The 19,147-nt window shown below is 51.6% G+C and carries 21 protein-coding genes and 1 pseudogene; 3 read left to right on the forward strand and 19 right to left on the reverse strand.

Annotated features, from left to right (window positions below; translation table 11 throughout):
• Positions 1-39 precede the first annotated feature (39 nt).
• Complete coding sequence (locus ACN0RL_RS15415; RefSeq protein WP_417518354.1) at positions 40-558, reverse strand: DUF2238 domain-containing protein; 519 nt, start codon at positions 556-558, stop codon at positions 40-42.
• 203 nt (positions 559-761) lie between these two features.
• Between ACN0RL_RS15415 and ACN0RL_RS15420 the strand changes: the two genes are divergently transcribed.
• Together ACN0RL_RS15420 and ACN0RL_RS15425 are read left to right on the forward strand one after the other, a co-directional pair.
• Positions 762-1,655 (forward strand): formate/nitrite transporter family protein, encoded by an 894-nt coding sequence (locus tag ACN0RL_RS15420; RefSeq protein ID WP_417518356.1) that lies wholly within the window; start codon positions 762-764, stop codon positions 1,653-1,655.
• Positions 1,656-1,936: 281 nt separating this feature from the next.
• Positions 1,937-2,890: a DUF2860 domain-containing protein gene (locus ACN0RL_RS15425; protein WP_417518358.1), complete on the forward strand. Its 954-nt coding sequence runs from the start codon at positions 1,937-1,939 to the stop codon at positions 2,888-2,890.
• A gap of 45 nt (positions 2,891-2,935) precedes the next feature.
• On the opposite strand, the gene ACN0RL_RS15430 is transcribed toward ACN0RL_RS15425, so the two are convergent.
• The 10 genes and pseudogenes from ACN0RL_RS15430 to ACN0RL_RS15475 all read right to left on the reverse strand — a co-directional run bounded on the left by ACN0RL_RS15430 (position 2,936) and on the right by ACN0RL_RS15475 (position 10,728).
• Positions 2,936-4,417 (reverse strand): diguanylate cyclase, encoded by a 1,482-nt coding sequence (locus ACN0RL_RS15430; protein WP_417518360.1) that lies wholly within the window; start codon positions 4,415-4,417, stop codon positions 2,936-2,938.
• Between the two features lie 111 nt (positions 4,418-4,528).
• Entirely contained in the window at positions 4,529-4,777 is a 249-nt protein-coding gene (locus ACN0RL_RS15435) for a DUF3297 family protein (RefSeq protein ID WP_417518362.1), read from the reverse strand.
• Between the two features lie 85 nt (positions 4,778-4,862).
• Positions 4,863-5,369, reverse strand: coding sequence for an O-acetyl-ADP-ribose deacetylase (locus tag ACN0RL_RS15440; RefSeq protein ID WP_417518364.1), 507 nt, complete (start codon positions 5,367-5,369; stop codon positions 4,863-4,865).
• Positions 5,370-5,469: 100 nt separating this feature from the next.
• On the reverse strand, positions 5,470-5,829 hold the full coding sequence (locus tag ACN0RL_RS15445; RefSeq protein ID WP_417518366.1) for a rhodanese-like domain-containing protein: 360 nt from the start codon (positions 5,827-5,829) through the stop codon (positions 5,470-5,472).
• 101 nt (positions 5,830-5,930) lie between these two features.
• A complete protein-coding gene (locus ACN0RL_RS15450) occupies positions 5,931-6,347 on the reverse strand; it encodes a hypothetical protein (RefSeq protein WP_417518368.1) in 417 nt (138 codons plus the stop codon).
• 90 nt (positions 6,348-6,437) lie between these two features.
• Positions 6,438-6,770, reverse strand: coding sequence for a hypothetical protein (locus ACN0RL_RS15455; protein ID WP_417518370.1), 333 nt, complete (start codon positions 6,768-6,770; stop codon positions 6,438-6,440).
• A gap of 166 nt (positions 6,771-6,936) precedes the next feature.
• Positions 6,937-8,451 (reverse strand): DUF1254 domain-containing protein, encoded by a 1,515-nt coding sequence (locus ACN0RL_RS15460; RefSeq protein ID WP_417518372.1) that lies wholly within the window; start codon positions 8,449-8,451, stop codon positions 6,937-6,939.
• Between the two features lie 233 nt (positions 8,452-8,684).
• A pseudogene (locus ACN0RL_RS15465) lies at positions 8,685-9,587 on the reverse strand (transposase); the annotation flags it as partial.
• A gap of 145 nt (positions 9,588-9,732) precedes the next feature.
• The gene (locus ACN0RL_RS15470; protein ID WP_417518374.1) at positions 9,733-10,245 is read right to left on the reverse strand and encodes a hypothetical protein; all 513 of its coding nucleotides are present in this window, start codon (positions 10,243-10,245) and stop codon (positions 9,733-9,735) included.
• 84 nt (positions 10,246-10,329) lie between these two features.
• On the reverse strand, positions 10,330-10,728 hold the full coding sequence (locus ACN0RL_RS15475; protein WP_417518376.1) for a hypothetical protein: 399 nt from the start codon (positions 10,726-10,728) through the stop codon (positions 10,330-10,332).
• Positions 10,729-11,355: 627 nt separating this feature from the next.
• On the opposite strand from ACN0RL_RS15475, the gene ltrA reads away from it, so the two are divergent.
• Positions 11,356-12,690, forward strand: coding sequence for a group II intron reverse transcriptase/maturase (ltrA, locus tag ACN0RL_RS15480; RefSeq protein ID WP_417518378.1), 1,335 nt, complete (start codon positions 11,356-11,358; stop codon positions 12,688-12,690).
• A gap of 74 nt (positions 12,691-12,764) precedes the next feature.
• On the opposite strand, the gene ACN0RL_RS15485 is transcribed toward ltrA, so the two are convergent.
• The 8 genes from ACN0RL_RS15485 to ACN0RL_RS15520 all read right to left on the reverse strand — a co-directional run bounded on the left by ACN0RL_RS15485 (position 12,765) and on the right by ACN0RL_RS15520 (position 19,000).
• Complete coding sequence (locus tag ACN0RL_RS15485) at positions 12,765-13,535, reverse strand: hypothetical protein (RefSeq protein ID WP_417518380.1); 771 nt, start codon at positions 13,533-13,535, stop codon at positions 12,765-12,767.
• Between the two features lie 120 nt (positions 13,536-13,655).
• Positions 13,656-13,898 carry a hypothetical protein gene (locus ACN0RL_RS15490; protein WP_417518382.1) on the reverse strand — a complete coding sequence of 81 codons (243 nt, stop codon included), beginning with the start codon at positions 13,896-13,898 and terminating at the stop codon, positions 13,656-13,658.
• A gap of 907 nt (positions 13,899-14,805) precedes the next feature.
• Positions 14,806-15,096: an Ada metal-binding domain-containing protein gene (locus ACN0RL_RS15495; protein ID WP_417518384.1), complete on the reverse strand. Its 291-nt coding sequence runs from the start codon at positions 15,094-15,096 to the stop codon at positions 14,806-14,808.
• 98 nt (positions 15,097-15,194) lie between these two features.
• Positions 15,195-15,656 (reverse strand): hypothetical protein, encoded by a 462-nt coding sequence (locus ACN0RL_RS15500; RefSeq protein WP_417518386.1) that lies wholly within the window; start codon positions 15,654-15,656, stop codon positions 15,195-15,197.
• A gap of 94 nt (positions 15,657-15,750) precedes the next feature.
• Entirely contained in the window at positions 15,751-16,035 is a 285-nt protein-coding gene (locus ACN0RL_RS15505; protein ID WP_417518388.1) for a hypothetical protein, read from the reverse strand.
• 139 nt (positions 16,036-16,174) lie between these two features.
• On the reverse strand, positions 16,175-16,543 hold the full coding sequence (locus ACN0RL_RS15510) for a hypothetical protein (protein ID WP_417518390.1): 369 nt from the start codon (positions 16,541-16,543) through the stop codon (positions 16,175-16,177).
• 546 nt (positions 16,544-17,089) lie between these two features.
• Complete coding sequence (locus ACN0RL_RS15515; protein ID WP_417518392.1) at positions 17,090-17,305, reverse strand: hypothetical protein; 216 nt, start codon at positions 17,303-17,305, stop codon at positions 17,090-17,092.
• A gap of 996 nt (positions 17,306-18,301) precedes the next feature.
• The gene (locus ACN0RL_RS15520) at positions 18,302-19,000 is read right to left on the reverse strand and encodes an ankyrin repeat domain-containing protein (protein WP_417518394.1); all 699 of its coding nucleotides are present in this window, start codon (positions 18,998-19,000) and stop codon (positions 18,302-18,304) included.
• Positions 19,001-19,147: the final 147 nt, after the last annotated feature.

The following is a 19,147-nucleotide window of genomic DNA, read 5'->3' on the forward strand; positions in this document are numbered from 1 at the left end:
AGCCGTCGCCATGCCTGGCAACGCGGGGTGGCGGCGTGGCTATTCGGGTGACAGACCGAGTGCCCTGATCTGTTTATCATGGTACCCGGACAGTATGAGCAGAGCCGATATGGCCCCGACCAGCGCCCAAGCCATATCCGATTGTGTATCCCAGATATAACCCTGAGTTCCCAGAAAGGCGTGCGCACCCTCGCCAGATAGCAGGGCGACCCACCATTCGATAAGCTCGTAAAATGCGCTGAAGGACAGCGCAACACAGATTACAAACAGGCTTAGCCACCAGCGGCCGTTCACTACCTGCTTTCTGATCAGTATTTCCCTGGCAATCAATGCAGGTACAAAACCCTGGAAAAAGTGGCCTACCTTGTCATAGTTGTTCCTCTCCGCGCCAAAAAGCCCGTCAAAGAAAGGGACTTCTGCATAGGTGTAGTGGCCGCCTATCATCAGGACGATGCAATGGGCAAGGATGAGAAAGTACAGGATGGAAGTCAGTCTGAAGCTACGATAGGTCAAGGCCAGAACAACAGCCCCAGCGACTGCCGGGAAAACCTCCAGCATCCACGTAAGCTGATCTTTCGGATTTATCCCTGACCAGATCAAAACGGCCAGGAAAATGCCAATCCATAGATATTTGATGGTGCTTCTCCCTGCCAGTGATTCAAACTCATCGTCGCTGGACTATCATAGTTATCATGACAGTATTCCGGAAGACTCGATTTCAGAGCAACTCGGGTATCTATCGTTGGCCAAAGGATCGTTAAATGAGTGATGAGAAAACGGCGCAGGAGCAAGAGTCCCGCGCCAGACTGCAAGATCGCGAGTCTCGCGAACAAACGCCAACGCCGAGTGAAAAGTCGCTGACGCGCAAAGAGCGGGATTCCGTAGCCGAGCACGGCAACCTTTCACCGTTGACTGTCTACTCCGTTGTCCTGCGCGAGGGCGAGGACGAACTCCAACGCCCGAAAACATCGCTCTGGTGGTCCGGTGTGGCAGCGGGGGTCGGGATTTCGACCTCGGTACTCGTCGAGGGAATTATCCGTTCCAATCTTGGCTCCGATCATGCCTACCTTACGTTGATTGAAAGCCTTGGCTACGCGTTCGGATTTGTACTCGTCATCCTGTGCCGGCTTCAGCTATTTACCGAAAACACCATCACGGTTGTGCTTCCGGTTCTGGCTGATCCGACGCGTAACCGCTTCTACTGCGCCGCGCGCCTCTGGGGCATCGTGCTTGCGGCAAACCTGGTGGGCACATTCTTCACCGCCGCCATTGGCGTTCACGGCGGCCTCATTACTGCTGACACCTTTGCGGCGATCCTGGAAATATCGCGCCATCTGGCCGAACTGACCCCGTTCGAGACGTTTTTGCGTGGTATTCCATCAGGGTTTTTCATAGCGGCAATGGTGTGGATGCTGCCTTCGGCGAAGGGCTCTGAAGTGTTGGTTATTGTTATGTTTACCTGGCTGATCGCGGCGGGCGATTTTACCCATGTAATTGCAGGGTCAAACGAAATTTTCACTCTGGTGCTGAATGGGGAAATGCATATCTTTACCGGCCTGGCCTCCCACATTGCCCCGGTACTGATCGGCAACATTCTGGGCGGAACAGGCTTGTTCGCAATGCTCGCCTATGGCCAGGTTCATGAAGAAATGTGACCATCTGTATTGCGGTTGTGTATATCATGCATGAGTATCGCCTCTACCTTACCCTCGTAACTCCCACATGCCACAATGTCGCCGCAAAGCTATGAAGCCAAGGCCAGAATTATTCATGGAGTGACTCAACAGCGGTCACATCCGCCATGGGAAACGGAACGTACTCAACTGGGTAGGCGAAACCCGGAAAGCGGGCGCCTTGAGCAGCACTCATCTTGCCTCCGCGCTTTGAACACCTTAGCGCCGAAACCATCCCTGGAGCCCTGGAGTAGAGCATCTAAATGAAACAGTACCTGGCACTTTTTGTCGTGTTCGTTGCATTGCCCAGCCATGCTCAATTGGCGCCCCAGCAGGGAATTAGCGGTGAGGTGTCATTGAATGCGGTAATTACATCTTCTGCCTCCAACTTTAATGTTGAGGGTGACGCAATCATTGATTCGCTCGATAACAAGGCGAGCAGTGAGTCACAAGGCCTTATAGCTCCGCTTGGAAACATTGCCTACACCTTTGGTGAGGAACTCAGGCAGCAGGTTTATTTTGGTACCTCAAGAGAAGACGTCGCGGTAGGAACCCTGGCGGTGGAGCTGGGTTACAAACATGAGCTCAGCTCGGGCACCGTTGTGGATGTTTCCCTTTTACCAACGGTGATATCCGGGGAAGCCTGGCAAAATCCTTATCAGCTCAACACCGCACGCAAGGAAACCGACATTACAGGCAATGCCTACCGCCTGAAGCTTGGGAGCATTTCAGGTTCCAACTTCAGTCTGGACCTTGCCTACGCCCGCTCAAATGTTGAGGACGACCTCAATGCCGGCACTGACCTGGCGCGCGATGCTGAGATCTACTATGCCAAGGGCGGTTACCGCTTCATCGTGTCGCGTACCAGCTTTCTGATGCCTTCGGTCACCTACATTCGACGTGACGCTGATGGCCGTGCAAGCTCATTCGACTCCTATGGTGCCGACATCAGCTGGGTCAATATTCTGGGCAAGCACAGCCTGGTGGTGACAGCGGGTTACGATAGACGAGAATATGACAGTGCGAGCACGCTGTTTAGCAAGACTCGATCAGATGACGAGCTTAGCCTGTTTGCAGCTTACGAATACCCGGACGTGATGGGGTGGAAGGACTGGTCGTTTATTTCTTTTGCAGGTTACGGCGACACTCAATCCAATCTCAGGTTTTACGATGAATCGTCATACCTGTTTGCAGTTGGATTGAACTACAAGTTCTAACAGGGCCGCCGCGTGGAAGGCCCCTCAGCAAGCTGCTCCGCTCTTTTAGCCTGGCTCAACGCGGTTACGCCCGTGCTTCTTTGCTCGATACAGAGCTTTGTCGACGCGGGCAATCAAGGTATCTGCTTTTTCATCATGTTGGTGAGCCGCGATCCCTGAGCTGGCCGTGAGCAGCCTTTTCTCCGGGAATTTGTGTTCCGAAATTCGCTTTCTCAGTTGCTCGGCCAGTTGCTTGCAACCCGCAAGATCCGTGTCAGGGCAGATGATAAGAAACTCTTCACCGCCCCAACGCCCGACAATATCGCTTTCACGAACAGAGCCGACTAACAGGGAAGAAAACGCTTTCAGTAATTCATCCCCAACGAGATGACCAAAACGGTCATTCACCAGCTTGAAGTGGTCAATATCCAGCAAGATGACAGAAAACTGCTTTTCCGTGCGTTTAGATCGTTTGATGGCATAAGAAAGATCTTCGTCCAGCTTGAGGCGATTGTAAATTCCCGTGAGGGCATCAGTAATCGACTGCTGCTTGAACATTCTGTTCTGATCCTCAAGCTGAGCCTGAACATCATGCAAATCATTGAGCGTATCGCGAATTTTCCTGTTCGCCTTGGCCAGGTAACGGTTCCAGTATAAAGAGACGACAAGCACTGTCCCCAGTACCAGTAAGGTCAGCCATAGCAAGGTATAGTCCGTCACCTTTTCGATCGTAATCGCGATCCATTTATCACGAATACTTTGTCCTTCTTTAGGGTCCAGATGAAGAACGGCCTTTTCAAACGCGCTACTCAGTAGCGGTTCATCATTGCGGGTAGCTACAGATAGCTCATATCGAAGTGGCAGGCTGCCGGTAACTGCCAGCTTATTCAGATTAAGGGACTGAATGGCGAAGGCCACCGCGCCTTGTGCGCCTATATAGCCGAAGACTTCTCCATCATAAACAAGCTCCATTGCCTGGATATTATTCTTAACCTCAACGAGCGCAATGCCGGGGTAGCGTTGCCGGATTTTTTCAATCGCGATGTCACCCTTGATGACTGCAAACTGGGTTCCGGCACCCTCGAGGCTCTCCTCAACGAAAATTCTGTCATAGCGCGTGACAACGGCCAAAGGCAGATAAAAGTACGGGGTAGTGAAATCCAGAAAGGATCGTCGCTCTTCACTGGCGTTGATCTGGGCGACCACATCACATTCGCGGCTTTTGGCCTTGTTGATCAGGTCGTTCCAGTCCTGGACTTCCGGCACAACCATCTTGACGCCCAACATGCGCGAAAAAATATCAAAGTAATCCTTTGATAGCCCGGCATGTTGCCCATCCTCATCCACCCCATCAAAGGGTAAACGGTCGGGGTCAACACAAACACTTAGCGCCTTCTTGGCGGTTAGGTAGTCCCGTTCGGCCTGGGTCAGTCCGATGTCGTTGGTAGTCTGGGCGACTGCAGAATTCAGGACTAATAAAAACCAGGCTGCAGCCAGAGAAAGGAATAACCTTCTGACATAATTTTTTTGGCTGGCTTTTATGTGCAAAGATTTTCCTTTGGCTTGTGCACCTGGTTACTTACATTCAAGTTGAGAGCCCGGCTTAAAAAATTCAAACCAGGCGATTAAGCCCGCCAATCTTGAAGGCGACCTTGCTGTTTAACGGTAAAAGGCTTCAACCTTTCCTTTCAGGGTCATCAGAAGTGGTTGTCCACGACGATCCTTCGCTGTGGGCGAGGCGATTTTTATCCAGCCTTCGCTGATGCAATATTCCTCAACATTGGTGCGCTCTTTACCGTTGAGCAGAATACCAATCTCGTGCTCGAAAACTTCTGCGACATGGTGCTTGCTATGGGGATTGCCTGAAAGTCGATCCGGTAACTCTGGCAGCGATTTAGTATCGTTCATGGTAGCGCCCTGCATTAAATAAAATGAGCGCCATTCTAGGCAATATAGGTTTAGTGCTCAAGAACGGCAGGAGTTCAAGGCGGCACTATTGCAAAGCGCGTTGGTATAGATCCAGATCCCCAGCGGAGAAGCAGCAAAAAACCACTTCCTCGAGTCCCGGGTTTGCGTGTAGAACTTCGCGTACGGTTTTCACGGCAATATTCGCCGCCGGCTCGGCCGGGAATCCATATACCCCGGTACTGATACACGGGAATGCGACTGAGCGTAAACCTGCGTTAACGGCTAACTCCAGGCTCTTTCGATAACACGAAGCCAGCAACTCAGCCTCCTTGCTGTTGCCACCTTGCCAAACCGGTCCAACCGTGTGGATCACATGCTTTGCAGCCAGACGGTATCCCTTTGTCATCTTGGCGTCGCCCGTTTTACAGCCTTGCAGCGACTGGCACTCCTGTAGCAATTCAGGACCGGCCGCACGATGAATAGCACCATCCACGCCACCACCACCGAGCAGTGATGAATTAGCAGCGTTCACAATGGCATCAACAGCCAGAGACGTAATATCAGCGCGAATAGCCCGTAATTTTGTAGTCATAACGTTTTACCCCTGAAACCTGACCATGCTGAACCTGACATCATGCGCCCCGGCTGGCGCGAAGGTTTCCGCCACAATATCGAGCAGTTCAAGGCCACAATCAGCCATTTTCCGCTTGCCCGCTAACGACTGGATAACTTCTATTCCACCAGGCCACCATACCGCCTTGTAGTTGCTTCACATCATATCCGAGCTGCTTTAGTTGGCGGGTTGCAGGAATGCTCCGGTGGGCGGATAAACAGATTGTTACAACGGGAATGCTCTGATCCAGAGACAGCTCACTGATTGCCTTCTTTGAAAAATGGGTAATCGGTATATTGACTGCTCCTTGAATATGGCTTTTCTGGAACTCCCCCAGTGTTCTTACGTCGACTAGCTGAACACTCTCTAATTGCTCCTTGAGCGCTTCGGGCGAGATTTCGGAAACACGGCCAAAAGGTAACCAGTCAAATAATTTCATACATTTCCTTTATATCGAGCGCACCACTGAAAGCAAAACCGTTATGCATCAGACACCTGAAAATAGCAGGTTCAACGCCGCGTATCCTGCAGACATCTGGCTTATTGTCTTTGGATCAGAACCCGCTGGATAACATGACCCAAGGTGCGATCTTTTGCATCGCTGGCATGCTGGTCAGCCCGGCTGCGGGCTTCTGCTTGACCGGCACTTGATACAAAGGCCGTAAAATGTTTTGTCACGGCCTGATGATAACTCCTGAAAACAGCTTCACAACCCGCTTGGGCGCCCTTGGCAATGTCTGAAGGTGGTGCCGATGTGATGTGGCTGAAGCGATCGGATTCACTGGCCATGCAATCCTGATACGCCTGATATTTCTCGTTCAGGCTGGTACTGAGGGCTTTCTTTTCATCGGAAGTCAGGTTCGGCGCAGGTGAAAGAGCTGCGCAACCGGCCAACGACCCGCACAATGCCACCACAATGGTAGCGCCCCGCCAACGGGCAGCATCAAAGAAAATCATACCTGTGACCCTTTTATAATGTGCATTGAGATTACTGTTCTTCCGGTAAATCCCGGGTTGTCGCTGTGCTGATGTTGATTGTGCAATCCACTAAATGATCGCTTTTACGATCATGTTTCGAACGAGCTCAACCGCATCTCTATCATGGCCAGCGACAGCCACCCAGACTTTGCTTTTGCCTTCTCCCATAGCCAGGCACTTGACGACCACTCTGTTGCCTTTGTAGGTTCCATAGATGCCGTATTCGTTCTCGACCTGGTTCTCCAGGCCGATTGTCTGAAGCGCAAACGAGCTCTGAATCTCACAAGCTGCTGCAGACTTATCGAGATCTTTAAACCAGGACCAAAGTTCCGGAGCTTTCTCGGGTTCATGGGCAAAGCATGCACCACTGAATAAAACCAATGCCAGAATCAATTTTTTCACGGGTGTTCCTTGTCTTGAAAGCTGGTTTTGAATACCTGCCGCCAACAGCCTTGGCTGTCTACGAATTCTCTCGGGAATCAGGGCAAGCAGGTCAGTAACCCCAGCCAATAACGCCCGCAACAGCTTTTGGTTTCCGACTGCTTGCGCTTGTTAGCTGACAGATATGCTACTTAACCAGTTCAATCTCACTCAGCTTCCAAGTCTTGTCGAACCATGGCTCAAGAGGCCCGTATAGCCGGAAAAGCATGTTCCACCCCTTGCCGGGGATAGTCTGAATCCAGTTGTTCTCCATGCCGGAAGGAGCTTTGGGGCCAAAGTAGACATCCACTGAGCCATCCTGATTGATGACCAGTCCATCGTCCAAGCTGCTTACTTGTGGATAATCTTGATCTGTCTGAAGCATGGAGCGGGTCTGATTGTCATATACGATTGCTGACCAGAAGTCCTTCGCCGGAGCGTTAGGCAGGATATGTAGTCGGTAGGTGTTACCTCCATTAAGCGGAGCCCCTTGAGAGTCCACAATACCCACCGCATACTGAGAGCCTTTGCCGACCATTTCCGCTTCCATGGCAGGTGTCACGCCTGTCGCGTAGAAATAAAAGAAGGCAGCAGCATCCAGATAACTCACGCCGGGCTGCGACTGGAATTTGTAGCCGCCCAACCATTTCCGCCAAGTGCTGTTCGGATAATAAAAGGCCTCAGATATGCGGCTCTGATAGGTGATCGTGCGAGCAGTGGCATCGCCTACAACTGCCGCCTCGGTCAAGATCTTCTTCATGCGGTCGTTCGGTGAAAACGGCTTGCCTTTCTCGATTCCGATAGAGGCAAAAAAGCCCAATGTGACAGGATCGAGCGACTCGACCGGCTCGTTCTGCACGACATGGTTGAGAAGTTCCCAGAACCCGTAATCCGCCCGAGCTACTGTGCTGAAGTCGCGGTTGGAAACATTAACGAACGTGTTGGCCGGTGGATTGGCGGCTTGCGACAAGGGGTAAATCCGAGTGTATTTTTTAAGATTCTCAATGGCGGGTTTGATGTCGCCTTTAACAGGCATGTTACGCCAGACGAGGATGGACTCAAACGTGGGAACTCGAACGGTCAGGTATCCTTCCGGAATTTCACCCTTATACCCGGGGGGCAGTAGCAGGTATTTGCCGCCCATGCCCTTGTCGGGGCCAACGATACCGATGTCGGTGACGTATCGAAACCAGAAGTCATCAATCATGCCCAGGACCCCAGGGGGCACTTCAGCCACAATCGGACCATCATGCAGGTCGATCCATATCCACGTATAGGGCGTGGTTGCGTTTGCCGTGAGAAAAATAGAGCGGGCATTCATGTTGTCCTCAAACGTCGGAATCGTAACGTTCGCAGGACCGACTTTTAGCAATCCCTCGCGCAGTCCAGTCATGTTCACTGGTGCCAACGCTAGAAGATAAGCCTGCACGGCACGCTGGAAGTCAAGATTGTCATAGATCTTTTGGACAGTGGGTTTGTCGGGAAAGCCATCGAAGAAATTCAGTGTTCCCAGGCGCGTTTCTGCACTATCCGGCATTACAACGCCCGGCGGAATGTCTGTGGTCATCTTCATTGTGGGCGCAGTCTGCGCCTCTGCTGTCGATATCGTAATCACGGCAGTAAGCGCAAGGGCAACTAGGGTTGCAGTTCCTTTCGATTTCATGGCTATCTCCTGTTTTATTGTGAAGTATTGCTTCTTGTCAGCTAACGAGGCTGTAGAAAAACCCGATTCCGAGCCGTTTCCAACGCCTGGTTTCTAAATTTTTGTCGAGGCCTTCAGTTGGCCGACGATCCGGATTCCAATGCTCAGCCAGACGTTTCGGCCTTTGAACGTTATGGGAACCGGCATCATCAACTTAGAAGAGCCACTTCCCGGGCCTTTTATCACCAGCATTAAACCTCTTTACCCCGCTGGCTGTCGACACGTTGCTTCATCCAGTCTGTGTAGGTGGGCCCGCGCTTCAGTTCCAGGGTATAGGAGACTTGCCGCCCTTTGCCTTTGCGGTGATCGGCAGACTCCGGGTTCTGCATACATTGATGCTTCTTCGGGCAGTGTCGGCACTGAAGCAGTCGACCCTGGAAATGAGCCCGAGGGACACCGGCCTGGTCCGTTCTCGTTCCCTCATAATGCAGAGGTTTTCCTGCCGGACAGATGCACGTCATGGTGACTGGATCGAACTGGAACCCACTGGCCGGAATCACCGGCTTCCAGGTGGAGGCAGATGGACGTTGATGCCGCTTGCCATACTTGTCTTTCTGCTGCGCGAACTTCGGATCAGGACTGCGGAATCGGTTGTCCGGAATAGAGCCGTTGATCTGGTGTTCGTGCAGGTAGCGCATGTTGGCATCGATGATAATCTGGTGCTTCTTGTCTACCGTGGCCACGCCGTTATAGCCCTGGATCGTGGCTTTCTGGTGGTCATTTTGCCGCTTTCGTTATCGGTGACGTTGCTCTTCACTACCTTGGCCGTTTCCCTTGGCCAATGTGGTGAAGTGCGGGACGGTATCGCAGGACAGGGCTTTAAAGAGGATGTTGGTCTCGCAGCACCACTGAATCTCGCGGCTGGAGGTAATGCCCTTGGAATAAGCAAACAGGATGATCTTCAGGAGAATGGCGGGATCGTAAGCCGTGCGGCCCGTGTCGTCATTGCCATACTTGGGGTGAAACACCGACAGATCCAGCTTGTGTTCGATCAGGTAATGAACGGCGTGTTCGAAGGTGCCGGGCTGGAGCTGTTCCTGATAATTGATGACGACCATAGCATCCTGGTCATAGTTGTAGTGTTTGAAGCGGGGCATGCCGACAGCTCCTTGTCTTGTTTTCTCAATCCTATCAAAACCGGGTCAGTTTGGGGTTTTTCTACAGCCTCAACGCTTGCAGCATGCGCGCTCATGAAATGGAGCCGAAGGCGCAATGTAATGGGCGTCGCCGTGCCTGCACTGGTTAGGCAGCCCCTTGTTCGGTGATAAACTTTTGCAGTGCATAAAAGTGCTCATAGCAAAACTCCAAGGCATGGATCTCCTTGCCACCGTGTGAGAAATAGAACTGCGGCCCCAGACGTATATTGCACGCTCCCGGCGCGTAATGCGGACCCAATTTTGGCTCGTCACGAAAGTCAAAGTTAACCGAATTGCCCGGGGGCGGGATATACCCAGCAGTCGAGACTTGAACGTGGGAGACATGAACAGTTGTATTTCTCCACCCTCCTTGTCGATCAGAACCGTATATCTCAGGGTATCGGCGAGCGAACTCCTGATACTGGCTCTGTCTTGACTTATTCTGCTTCCGCCATTGATCTAAAGCCGAGTAAAACGCGTTTGATATAGCGCTCAGTAAAAACGATGCTTCCTCGGAAGGAGACTCCAAGTTGGTTAACGAATCAACACGCTTTTCAAGGGCTTCAAGTAACTCTAAAAAGAACTTCGCTTCCTTCATTTTCGCTTGGATGTCAGCCATACGGATGCCTAACGCCTGCTGCATTCGCGGCTTTGGAGTGGCGGCACCGCCGCAATGGAAAAGACACCGCCGTGCCTGCAATGGTTAGGCATCATCACCGACTTCTCGTCTTAGCTTTACGAGATTCAGCCTCGCTATTTCATCCTGCACTGGCTGGACTTCGGTGTGCCATTTCCTAAATCCGTACCAAACCATGAAACTCCCGGTTGTGATGATCACCCCAAGACAAAACATGAAAGTCTTCTTGTTTTGCCCTGCAATTTCGAGTTTCTTTTCTAGAACCGTAAATCGTGCACCATCTGCCACTGAGCGCATCGGCTCAGCTTTCAACGTTTCATATTCGACGGCCACCTCGAAAGCTAAGTCGTTGGTTGACTGATTCACGTATAGCATTGCACCGATTGAGAAAATAATCAGCAGAAGCCCAAACAAGGCATAGAACTTGTAGATATTATCCGTCGGCAGTGGAACTCGATTTTCCATTCAGATTCCTAAATTTAGTTCTTGCCTAACGCTCTGGTTTAGCGGCGCCCCGACAGGGGCGTCCGGTGGAGGCCGCAGGCCGGAACGAACTACAACAACTTGTGTACGCCCAGCATGGGCATGAACTAATGGGGTGAAAGTCCCCTGTGGGAAGATCACCGTTCAGCCGGTTTTATCCGATTGAACGCTAACCACTAGCGAATGGCAAGGGCCAACCCGCGAGGGTTGGTCTGGAGGAAGCCGCTAGCAAAACTGCGAGCTGATGAACAAGAACATCATATGAGGCGTAGGCCGGAGGCGAGTTGGCACCAGACGACGAAGCCACGTGATCTAACGGCCACCGTAAATGATGCGGTTGTGCAGTGAAAGTTTATGTTCTTATCTGGGGAGGTCTGCTCAACGAGCGATCGGTCAATTACCAGTCAGGCCACTGGTCGATCAAGCCTGGGCGCAGCCGTTGCCATCGGCGGTTGCGAGCGAACGAGATGGACACCGATAGCGCCGATGGGGGTAACGGTAACTCCGCCGGTGATTGAGCAGAAGTCAGCAGCGGCCATAGTAGCCAAATGCCCGTCGTAATGGACGGGACAGGGTGAAGGGCCTAACACCGGGAACAAAGGAGGAGCCTTGACCGACTTGATCACACGAATGCCGTCCGGCAGTGACGTGGCTCAGCATACGGTCATGAAGCCAGTCTTTAGCAACGATCTACTCGACGCTGTACTGCAACGGGCTAATCTACAACAAGCCTGGAAGCAGGTTCGAGCCAACAAGGGAGCGGCGGGGGTCGATGGCATGACCATCGATGAATTTCCCGCTTGGGTAAAGGCCGGCCACTGGACCGTGGTCGAGCAGTCGATTCGCTCGGACGATTATCAACCAACGCCAGTGAGGCGGGTTGAGATCGACAAGCCGGACGGTGGCAAGCGACAGCTTGGCATCCCGACGGTGACAGACCGAGTGATTCAGCAAGCCATTGCCCAAATCCTGATGCCCCTGTTCGACCCGGGATTTTCAACGGACAGCTACGGCTTCCGTCCGGGCCGGAACGCGCACCAGGCGGTGCGACGGGTACAAAGCATCCTCAAGGAAAGGAGGCGCTTTACCGTGGATGTGGACCTGTCGAAGTTCTTCGACCGGGTCAATCACGACCTGCTGATGACGCACCTGGGCCGCAAGGTCCGGGACAAGCGTTTACTGGGACTGATTGCCCGATACCTGCGAGCTGGGATTATCGATAACGAGCTCTATCTGGAGAGCCGGGAAGGTGTACCACAGGGCGGTCCATTATCGCCTCTGCTGGCCAACATCATGCTCGATCCGCTGGATAAAGAACTGGAACGGCGGGGCCATCGGTTTGCCCGCTACGCGGACGACTTCACCATTGTGGTGAACAGCCGTCGCGCGGGCGACCGGGTGCTGGCCAGCATCAGCCACTTCCTCGAACACCGCCTGAAACTGACGGTCAACACCACCAAGAGCCGGGTGGTCAGAACCAATGACAGCAAATTCCTGGGCTTTACCTTCAAGGGAACCCAGATCCATTGGCACCCGGACACGCTGCGCAAGTTCAAGCAACGTATCCGGGAACTGACGAACCGGAACTGGGGTGTGTCGATGCACTACCAGCTCTTCAAGGTAAGCCAGTACCTTCGGGGCTGGATCAACTACTTTGGTGTCGCTACCGGCTATCAACGCTGCTGCGATCTGGATCACTGGATTCGTCGCCGCGTGCGGATGGCCTACTGGCGACAGTGGCGCAAGCCACGCACCAAAGTGAGAAATCTGATGAGGTTGGGTGTTCACGTGCAGGCCGCAGTGGCGTGCGGCATCACCAGCAAAGGCCCATGGCGCAGCTCGAAGACGCCGGGTATTCAACAGGCACTATCCAATGACTACCTGAAAGCCGAGGGACTGACATCACTGCGCGATGGATGGATCAAGCTTCACCATTCCCGGTGAAACGCCCTGTGCGGACCCGCATGCAGGGTGTTGTGGGGGCCGGGGGTTAGATACCCTCGGCTACCCGATTAGATTCACATTGCACAGGAGCTGCTGTCAAAAGACCAGTCAGGTCTACCTTTTTCACTGGCTACTTGTTTTGCAATTAAAACTGAACCGCTTGGAAGAAAAAGCACACCATCAATATTGTTGAACTGAATTCCTTTACATCGATGGCTAGTACTAAAATCTGCTTTTACAGCAACGTATTTTGCGAAAAAATCACCATTTTTTGTCAATGCTCCCGCAGTACCCGAAGCTAACCCCAAACCAAAAACCAACATCACTCCAGATACCGATCTTTTTAAAAAGTTAGTGAAACCATCGTAGCTAAAAACTAGCACGTCTGCGATCCAAAAAATGCAGTAAAAGAAAATGAGTGCGAGATAGCTGCCAATAAATGCCATTACGACGTTTTTAAAGAAATATACGATAGTTAGTATGCTTGTTGCCCACGGAAGGTTTGCAGCACCTACACGAAAAATAGCGTTAATTTCGTTTGAAGCCCACACTGCTGAAAAGGCAGTATATATTGCTATAACCACTGCTATGACAGCCTTACCCCACATTTTTTCTGAAAGATATGAATAAGCTAAGTTGTCTGCGAGAATTCTTACGATCATGGCAAACGGAATTACCAACGTGCACACGATAATAAGCAGGACAAACTCTTTATGAGCATAATTATATAATGATAAAAATAATACAATGTATGCTGCAATCTGTGCGTAAATAAATTTTTTTGAAGCATCTATTGTATCTACATACCATTCTTTGATTGCTGAGATTTTTTCTTTGAAGGTCAAACTCGATTTCCTTTGTGAATGTAACGCTGAGCACAGCGGCGACCTTGGAATGGCGACGAAGGAGCCATGGAAAGGGCGTCCGGCGGCCATCGGCCGCGAACTGCTGCGACTTGTTATAAATTACTTGATCCGGGTAAACCTGATCGGTGGACTATTTTTTGAGACTGCTTTAGCAGGTACTTTCTCTACTTTCCACGAGTTCTCCCGTGCCCACGACAATAACCTGTCCTCATCTATGACCTTGTACTCAAATGAGTCAGGGTGCGGGGTATCGCTGGGGAACACTTGGGCGACCTGACTGTAAGGAATGACCACATCAGTTCCACCATGGTCTTCAAGGGCATTCTTCAAAATCTCATCCATGTTGCAGTCTCCGTGATTTATAACGCTTAGGTAACCGGCACCGGAGCGCCAGCGTAGGGAACCAAAAGCAGTAAGCTTTTGGTGTCCGGTTGACCGCCTGGTTAGAAGCCGGTTCACCCGATGGTTTCCAGTCGACTTCTCAGCTCGCATGCGAACGCCAAAGAAGCCCCGCACCTGTTTGCGATCCGGCACCGATACAAACCACCAGATTACCCGGCACGCTTGGAATTTTCGGCGAATTGCCCCACAACCTGGGCACCCGGCCGAAACCCCGAAAGATGCCAATGCTGATACCCAAATTAGACGACAGAGTTGCTGGCCTTGGCCATAACCGAAAACCAGAAGCTACCACCAAATTAGCCGCCAAGGCCCTTGCACTCAGCCAACAAAAAAACTACTGGGGCCCTGGCTTATAACGCTTAGGTAACCGGCACCGGAGCGCCAGCGGAGGGAACCAAAAGCAGTAAGCTTTTGGTGTCCGGTTGACCGCCTGGTTAGAAGCCGGTTCACCCGATAGTTCCAGTCCTACTTCTCAGCTCGCATGCGAACTCCAAAGAAGCCCCGCACCTGCTCGCGATCCGGCACCGATACAAACCACCAGACTACCCGGCGCGATTGGAATTTTCGGCGAATTGCCCCACAACTTGGGCATCCTGCCGACAACCCGAAAGAGGCCGATACTGGCTACCAGATTGGACGACGAAGTTGCCGGCCTTGGCCATACCCGAAAATCAGAAATCACCACCCAATTTTCCGCCAAGGCTCATGCACCTAACCACCAAAAAATTACCAGAGCCTTGGCTTATAACGCTGAGCTTAGCGGCGACCTTGTAATGGCGACGAAGGAGCCATGAAAAGGGCGTCCGGCGGCCATCGGCCGCGAACTACAGCGACTGGTTATGGGTTGCTAGCGTGGCAAGGTTTTCCATGGATAGTCAGTCTTGCCATCAGGCCCGGATTTCCAGTCTTTGTATTGTGAGATCATGCATCTTCCACAGGGCCTATACCCTGCGCTGATTGCGTCCTGCTCAATCGCAAAGAAAACGCGATGGTCTGCATAGCCCTTTGATAGAGCACCATTGGCTGCAGAGCAATCTAAACGGCCGTATATTCCGGCTTTAGAGTTACCGCCCAGGGTTCCAGGCGTTTCGCTAATGACGGTAGTTCCATCTGCAGCCAGCAACTTATACTTTTTCATGGTTACTCCCATACCCATAACGCCTGCAGCATGCGCGTCCTTGAAATGGAGCCGAAGGCGCAATGTAAGGGGCGTCGCCGTGCCTGCACTGGTTAGGGTCAGTGGCTGATTGACAGGTATTCTGCGAACTTCTCATCGAGAATCCTGTATTGGTCGTTGAGCCAGAGCTTGATATTTCTCTGCTCATGAACATTGGTTGATCGCTCTTTGCTAACCGGAACACCCTCAAGCTCTGCTGAAAGGCACTGCAGGTCAACACCTTTGGCGTAAAGCTCCTCATCCAGATATTTTGCTATGTTGGGTGAGAGTATCCATTTTGCCTCTTTGGTTCCCAGTATCAGGTTTCGAAGTTGCTCATCAGTTGCTTTGCCACTCGACATAACACTGCTAATAAAGGCCGTTGCGGCGTTATAGATAGCCAAACGTTTTTCAAAAAGTTCTAGCTTGAGCTTGTTCTGCGCCGTTCTCCATTGGCGATACGCAATTAGCAACCCGAGCAATGCCACGGTGGGTACCAATAGCGCCCCGATGTAGGCAGTCCAGTGCGGATCACATGTCATATTTGTACCCTAACGCCAATATTAAGCGGCGCCCGACTAGGGCGTCCGGTGGACGGCCGTCAGGCCGGGAACGAACTTGAATGACTGGTTAAATTCAGCCTGACTGATTGCCATAGAGCCTTGCCCCGTAAACGATGTGCAGATAGAAAAGAAGCGGCATAAAAATCAGATACGCCAATCCAACAATCCCCTGATGCTCTAGAGATTGTCGATACGTCGGCTTGATAGCGCCGCAAGAAACCACGTAAAAAACAAGTCTCGACACGTTAATGAAGGGCCAAGCCACGATCAGAAACAGTATCCACAACACCGAAGCAACAACAAAAGCCTGAGCAAGTGACTCCAACGTACCGACAAATCCCGAACCAGAGTCTTGCATAGGCTCCCTCAAATTTAACGCCAATATTCAGCGGCGGACTTTGCGTAGCGAAGCGCAGAAAAGGCCGTCCGGTGAAGGCCCGTCAGGGCCGGAACGAACTGGAATGACTGGTTATATAGGTACAGGGTAAGCACTTAGATCAATCTTCGTTTTTACCGTTGCCAAACCCGATAATATTTTTGATCGCTGCAAAAGATTTCTTTGGATTAGTCCATGAGACAGAGCCACTTGCAAAGCTAAGCGCGAAAACCCAGCCAGCTTGGAACGTGCCATTTCGTACTGGCTCAACAAATAAAAATGCAACTATTAAGCCGCCTATGACACCCTGAAAAATCCACCCGAACATCCATATCAGTCTTTTAAGGGTTATTTTATTGTCAACCTTTTCCGAGTCTGGAAAATTATCCTGCTGAGACTCATCGTCCGTGACCATCTTTTTCATGGCACACACCAGCGAGGTGAGAGCGCCAGCAAGAATTGAGATGACAAAATACTCTACGTTAACCAAGCATAAACTCCTTTCATATAACGCTGAGCTTAGCGGCGCCACTTCAGTGGCGTCCGGTGGACGGCCCTCGGGCCGGGAACGTACTACAGCGACTGGTTAGCTGGGGGCATCACGAAAGCCCGATCCCTGGCAATCAACTTCGCAGCCTGCACCGCCGCCCTTGCACACAAATTCGCCAGTGCATCATTATTGAAACCATCGCTAATGATGCGGCGAATGAACCTGAACGCCAGAGTAGCAGGTAAGCAAGGAACCAACTCTCGGCGGACAACCCCGCGACCGGAACACCCCATTTACTACCAACCCCGCTGACCGATTGAGCTACCAGCAGCACGCCACATTTGCGGGCCTTGGCAACACCACCGCGCTACCAGATTTGTCACCCGTTTTCGGCCAAGGCCAATGGCACCCCGACCACCAAAAAAAGACCAAAGCACTACCAGCTAACGCCAAGCTAAGCGGTGCCCTGACAAGGGCATCCGGTGGACGGCCGCCAGGCCGGGAACAAACTTGAGCGATTGGTTATGTGAATGATCGTGTATCCCCTTAACGTTTCCTGCGCTGTCTTTTTTTGGCCCGCAACTTCTTTTTACCCTTTGATTCGCTATATGCAGCAAAACCGATGCACAGTGCGCACACACTCAATACTGCAATGCCCGTGTACTCTGGAGCATATTTTTGCGAAAGCTGAATAACGACAAAGAAAAGTAAACTGGCACCGCCAACCCTGTAGAAAAACTGCTTGTATGTTGGATTACTCATCACTGCCAGCACTATCAGAAACCATGAAAATCCTTTTCGTCAGCTTTTCCACTCAACCTGTATTTACACATAACGCTGAAGCACAGCGGCGCCCTGACAAGGGCGTCCGGTGGCCGGAGGCCACGTACTGCTGCGCCTTGTTAAAAGCCGGGGCCGCCCGGCAATTTATTGCGGCACCCAAGGCTGAATGCCCACTCCCGATACTTTGCACCAGCCAAACCCATGGCGCTAGGAACCAGAACACCGAATGGACGGAAGTTGCCCGATGTTTACGCCGGATTGCCCCGTGACCCGAACACCGAATTGGCCACCAAAATCGCTGCCAGACCGGCGGCTGTGTTCTGCCCGAAAATAACTGCCAAACCGCGCACAAACACGAAACCAAAGAACGCCGGAGCCAGGCATTTAACGCTTGCAGCATGCGCGCCCGCGGAATGGAGCCGAAGGCGCAATGTAGTGGGCGTCGCCGTGCCTGCACTGGTTAGAAATCACCGTTCACTCACCTAACTATCATCGGATCGTGGGGGCAGCTGCTGTCTCCAGTAGCAGAGTCATACTTCCTGATGACTTCGGCCCAGAAACGATTGGAATCCATCGCGCTCTTAACGCCAGCCAACCCTAGGTCTCCAGCGGCTTGTTCGATTACACACCCACATAACGAATACAGGTGGGGCAAGAAGGCACCAAACTTCTGCTCTTTTTCATCGTTCAGGTATCCCGGTTCCGAATCGCTCATCTCTGAATCGTATAGCAACAGATAATTGTGCTGCGCTATATCCTTGAGGCATCTCATTTTCAGGTCTAGTGACTGTAATGCCGTCCTATGATCAGGTTCCGACGACTGAACAGCCATCGACGGGAGAGCGAACAAAACAAACACGAACACTGCATACTTCAATATCGAACTCCTTTTCTAACGCCCTTGTTTAGCGGCGCCCGTGTAGCGCAGCGAAATGGGCGTCCGGTGGAGGGCCAAAGGCCCGAAACGTACTACAACTATTGGTTAAATGGACCTAACCGAAGTTCGGGCCAAGAGCTAAGCAACAAGTTGTAAATTCTCTCAGAGCGAGATTTCGCGAGAGTAAGGGATTTCTCATTTCGATAGTTTGGCGTCAGATCCAGATAGAGCGCTGCAATCTCAAAATTATCAGTCGCTATGGCGCGGTGCAAAATAGCCGGGCTCAGATCATAACCAAGTTCAGCATGACGCCTCATAATAATTTCAGTCATCTGGAGCGAAAGGTCATACATGATCACAGAATCCCCAATATTTCTTCCTCCCGCGGGCCAACATATTGGAAGCCCCGTGTCAGCTGAGTTCTTCAAAAGTAGAAATGCTACGTCTTCGTGACCACCCATGAGGGCTGTTCCCAGTGGGGAACAAATTTTCTCCTCAAGTACCAGGTTGGGATCTGCGCCATGACTGAGTAGAAACTTTGTAACTTGGGTAAACCCCCTGTAAGCAGCGACTCGGAGAAAACTATCCCTCGTAGTTGGACCGCTGGAAAATCTCTTATTTATCTCAAAGTCATTGCCAACGTGCGCCTCGAACTCACTAAGCACTCTCTCTTCATCAATCCGACGATCAACAAGAAGCCAAAACAACTCCTCCTCCGACTTCGCATAAGCGCCGGAGGCGAAAAACAAAATATAAATTAACGAAAACAGTGCAGCGATAGCTCTCATCAAACTCATGAACAATCGTCCTTGGCCATTTAACGCCTCAAACACCGGTTTGGTGAAGTTGGCGGCTTTTTTGGAACAAAAAAGATGACAGCTTTACCAAGTCCGAGTGATTTGACTTGTTACGTGTTGGTATTAGCACTGCCATAAAAATTTTGC

Source organism: Marinobacter sp. (assembly GCF_048259445.1).
GTDB lineage: Bacteria > Pseudomonadota > Gammaproteobacteria > Pseudomonadales > Oleiphilaceae > Marinobacter.

Bases quoted from the DNA above. Each gene is read 5' to 3' on its own strand.
- ACN0RL_RS15425 (WP_417518358.1), top strand. From the start codon at position 1,937: ATGAAACAGTACCTGGCACTTTTTGTCGTGTTCGTTGCATTGCCCAGC.
- ACN0RL_RS15450 (WP_417518368.1), bottom strand. From the start codon at position 6,347: ATGATTTTCTTTGATGCTGCCCGTTGGCGGGGCGCTACCATTGTGGTG.
- ACN0RL_RS15470 (WP_417518374.1), bottom strand. From the start codon at position 10,245: ATGGCTGACATCCAAGCGAAAATGAAGGAAGCGAAGTTCTTTTTAGAG.
- ACN0RL_RS15515 (WP_417518392.1), bottom strand. From the start codon at position 17,305: ATGAGTAATCCAACATACAAGCAGTTTTTCTACAGGGTTGGCGGTGCC.
- ACN0RL_RS15435 (WP_417518362.1), bottom strand. From the start codon at position 4,777: ATGAACGATACTAAATCGCTGCCAGAGTTACCGGATCGACTTTCAGGC.
- ACN0RL_RS15460 (WP_417518372.1), bottom strand. From the start codon at position 8,451: ATGAAATCGAAAGGAACTGCAACCCTAGTTGCCCTTGCGCTTACTGCC.
- ACN0RL_RS15495 (WP_417518384.1), bottom strand. From the start codon at position 15,096: ATGAAAAAGTATAAGTTGCTGGCTGCAGATGGAACTACCGTCATTAGC.
- ACN0RL_RS15520 (WP_417518394.1), bottom strand. From the start codon at position 19,000: ATGAGTTTGATGAGAGCTATCGCTGCACTGTTTTCGTTAATTTATATT.
- ACN0RL_RS15500 (WP_417518386.1), bottom strand. From the start codon at position 15,656: ATGACATGTGATCCGCACTGGACTGCCTACATCGGGGCGCTATTGGTA.
- ACN0RL_RS15440 (WP_417518364.1), bottom strand. From the start codon at position 5,369: ATGACTACAAAATTACGGGCTATTCGCGCTGATATTACGTCTCTGGCT.
- ACN0RL_RS15490 (WP_417518382.1), bottom strand. From the start codon at position 13,898: ATGGATGAGATTTTGAAGAATGCCCTTGAAGACCATGGTGGAACTGAT.
- ACN0RL_RS15475 (WP_417518376.1), bottom strand. From the start codon at position 10,728: ATGGAAAATCGAGTTCCACTGCCGACGGATAATATCTACAAGTTCTAT.
- ACN0RL_RS15505 (WP_417518388.1), bottom strand. From the start codon at position 16,035: ATGCAAGACTCTGGTTCGGGATTTGTCGGTACGTTGGAGTCACTTGCT.
- ACN0RL_RS15445 (WP_417518366.1), bottom strand. From the start codon at position 5,829: ATGAAATTATTTGACTGGTTACCTTTTGGCCGTGTTTCCGAAATCTCG.
- ACN0RL_RS15415 (WP_417518354.1), bottom strand. From the start codon at position 558: ATGCTGGAGGTTTTCCCGGCAGTCGCTGGGGCTGTTGTTCTGGCCTTG.
- ACN0RL_RS15420 (WP_417518356.1), top strand. From the start codon at position 762: ATGAGTGATGAGAAAACGGCGCAGGAGCAAGAGTCCCGCGCCAGACTG.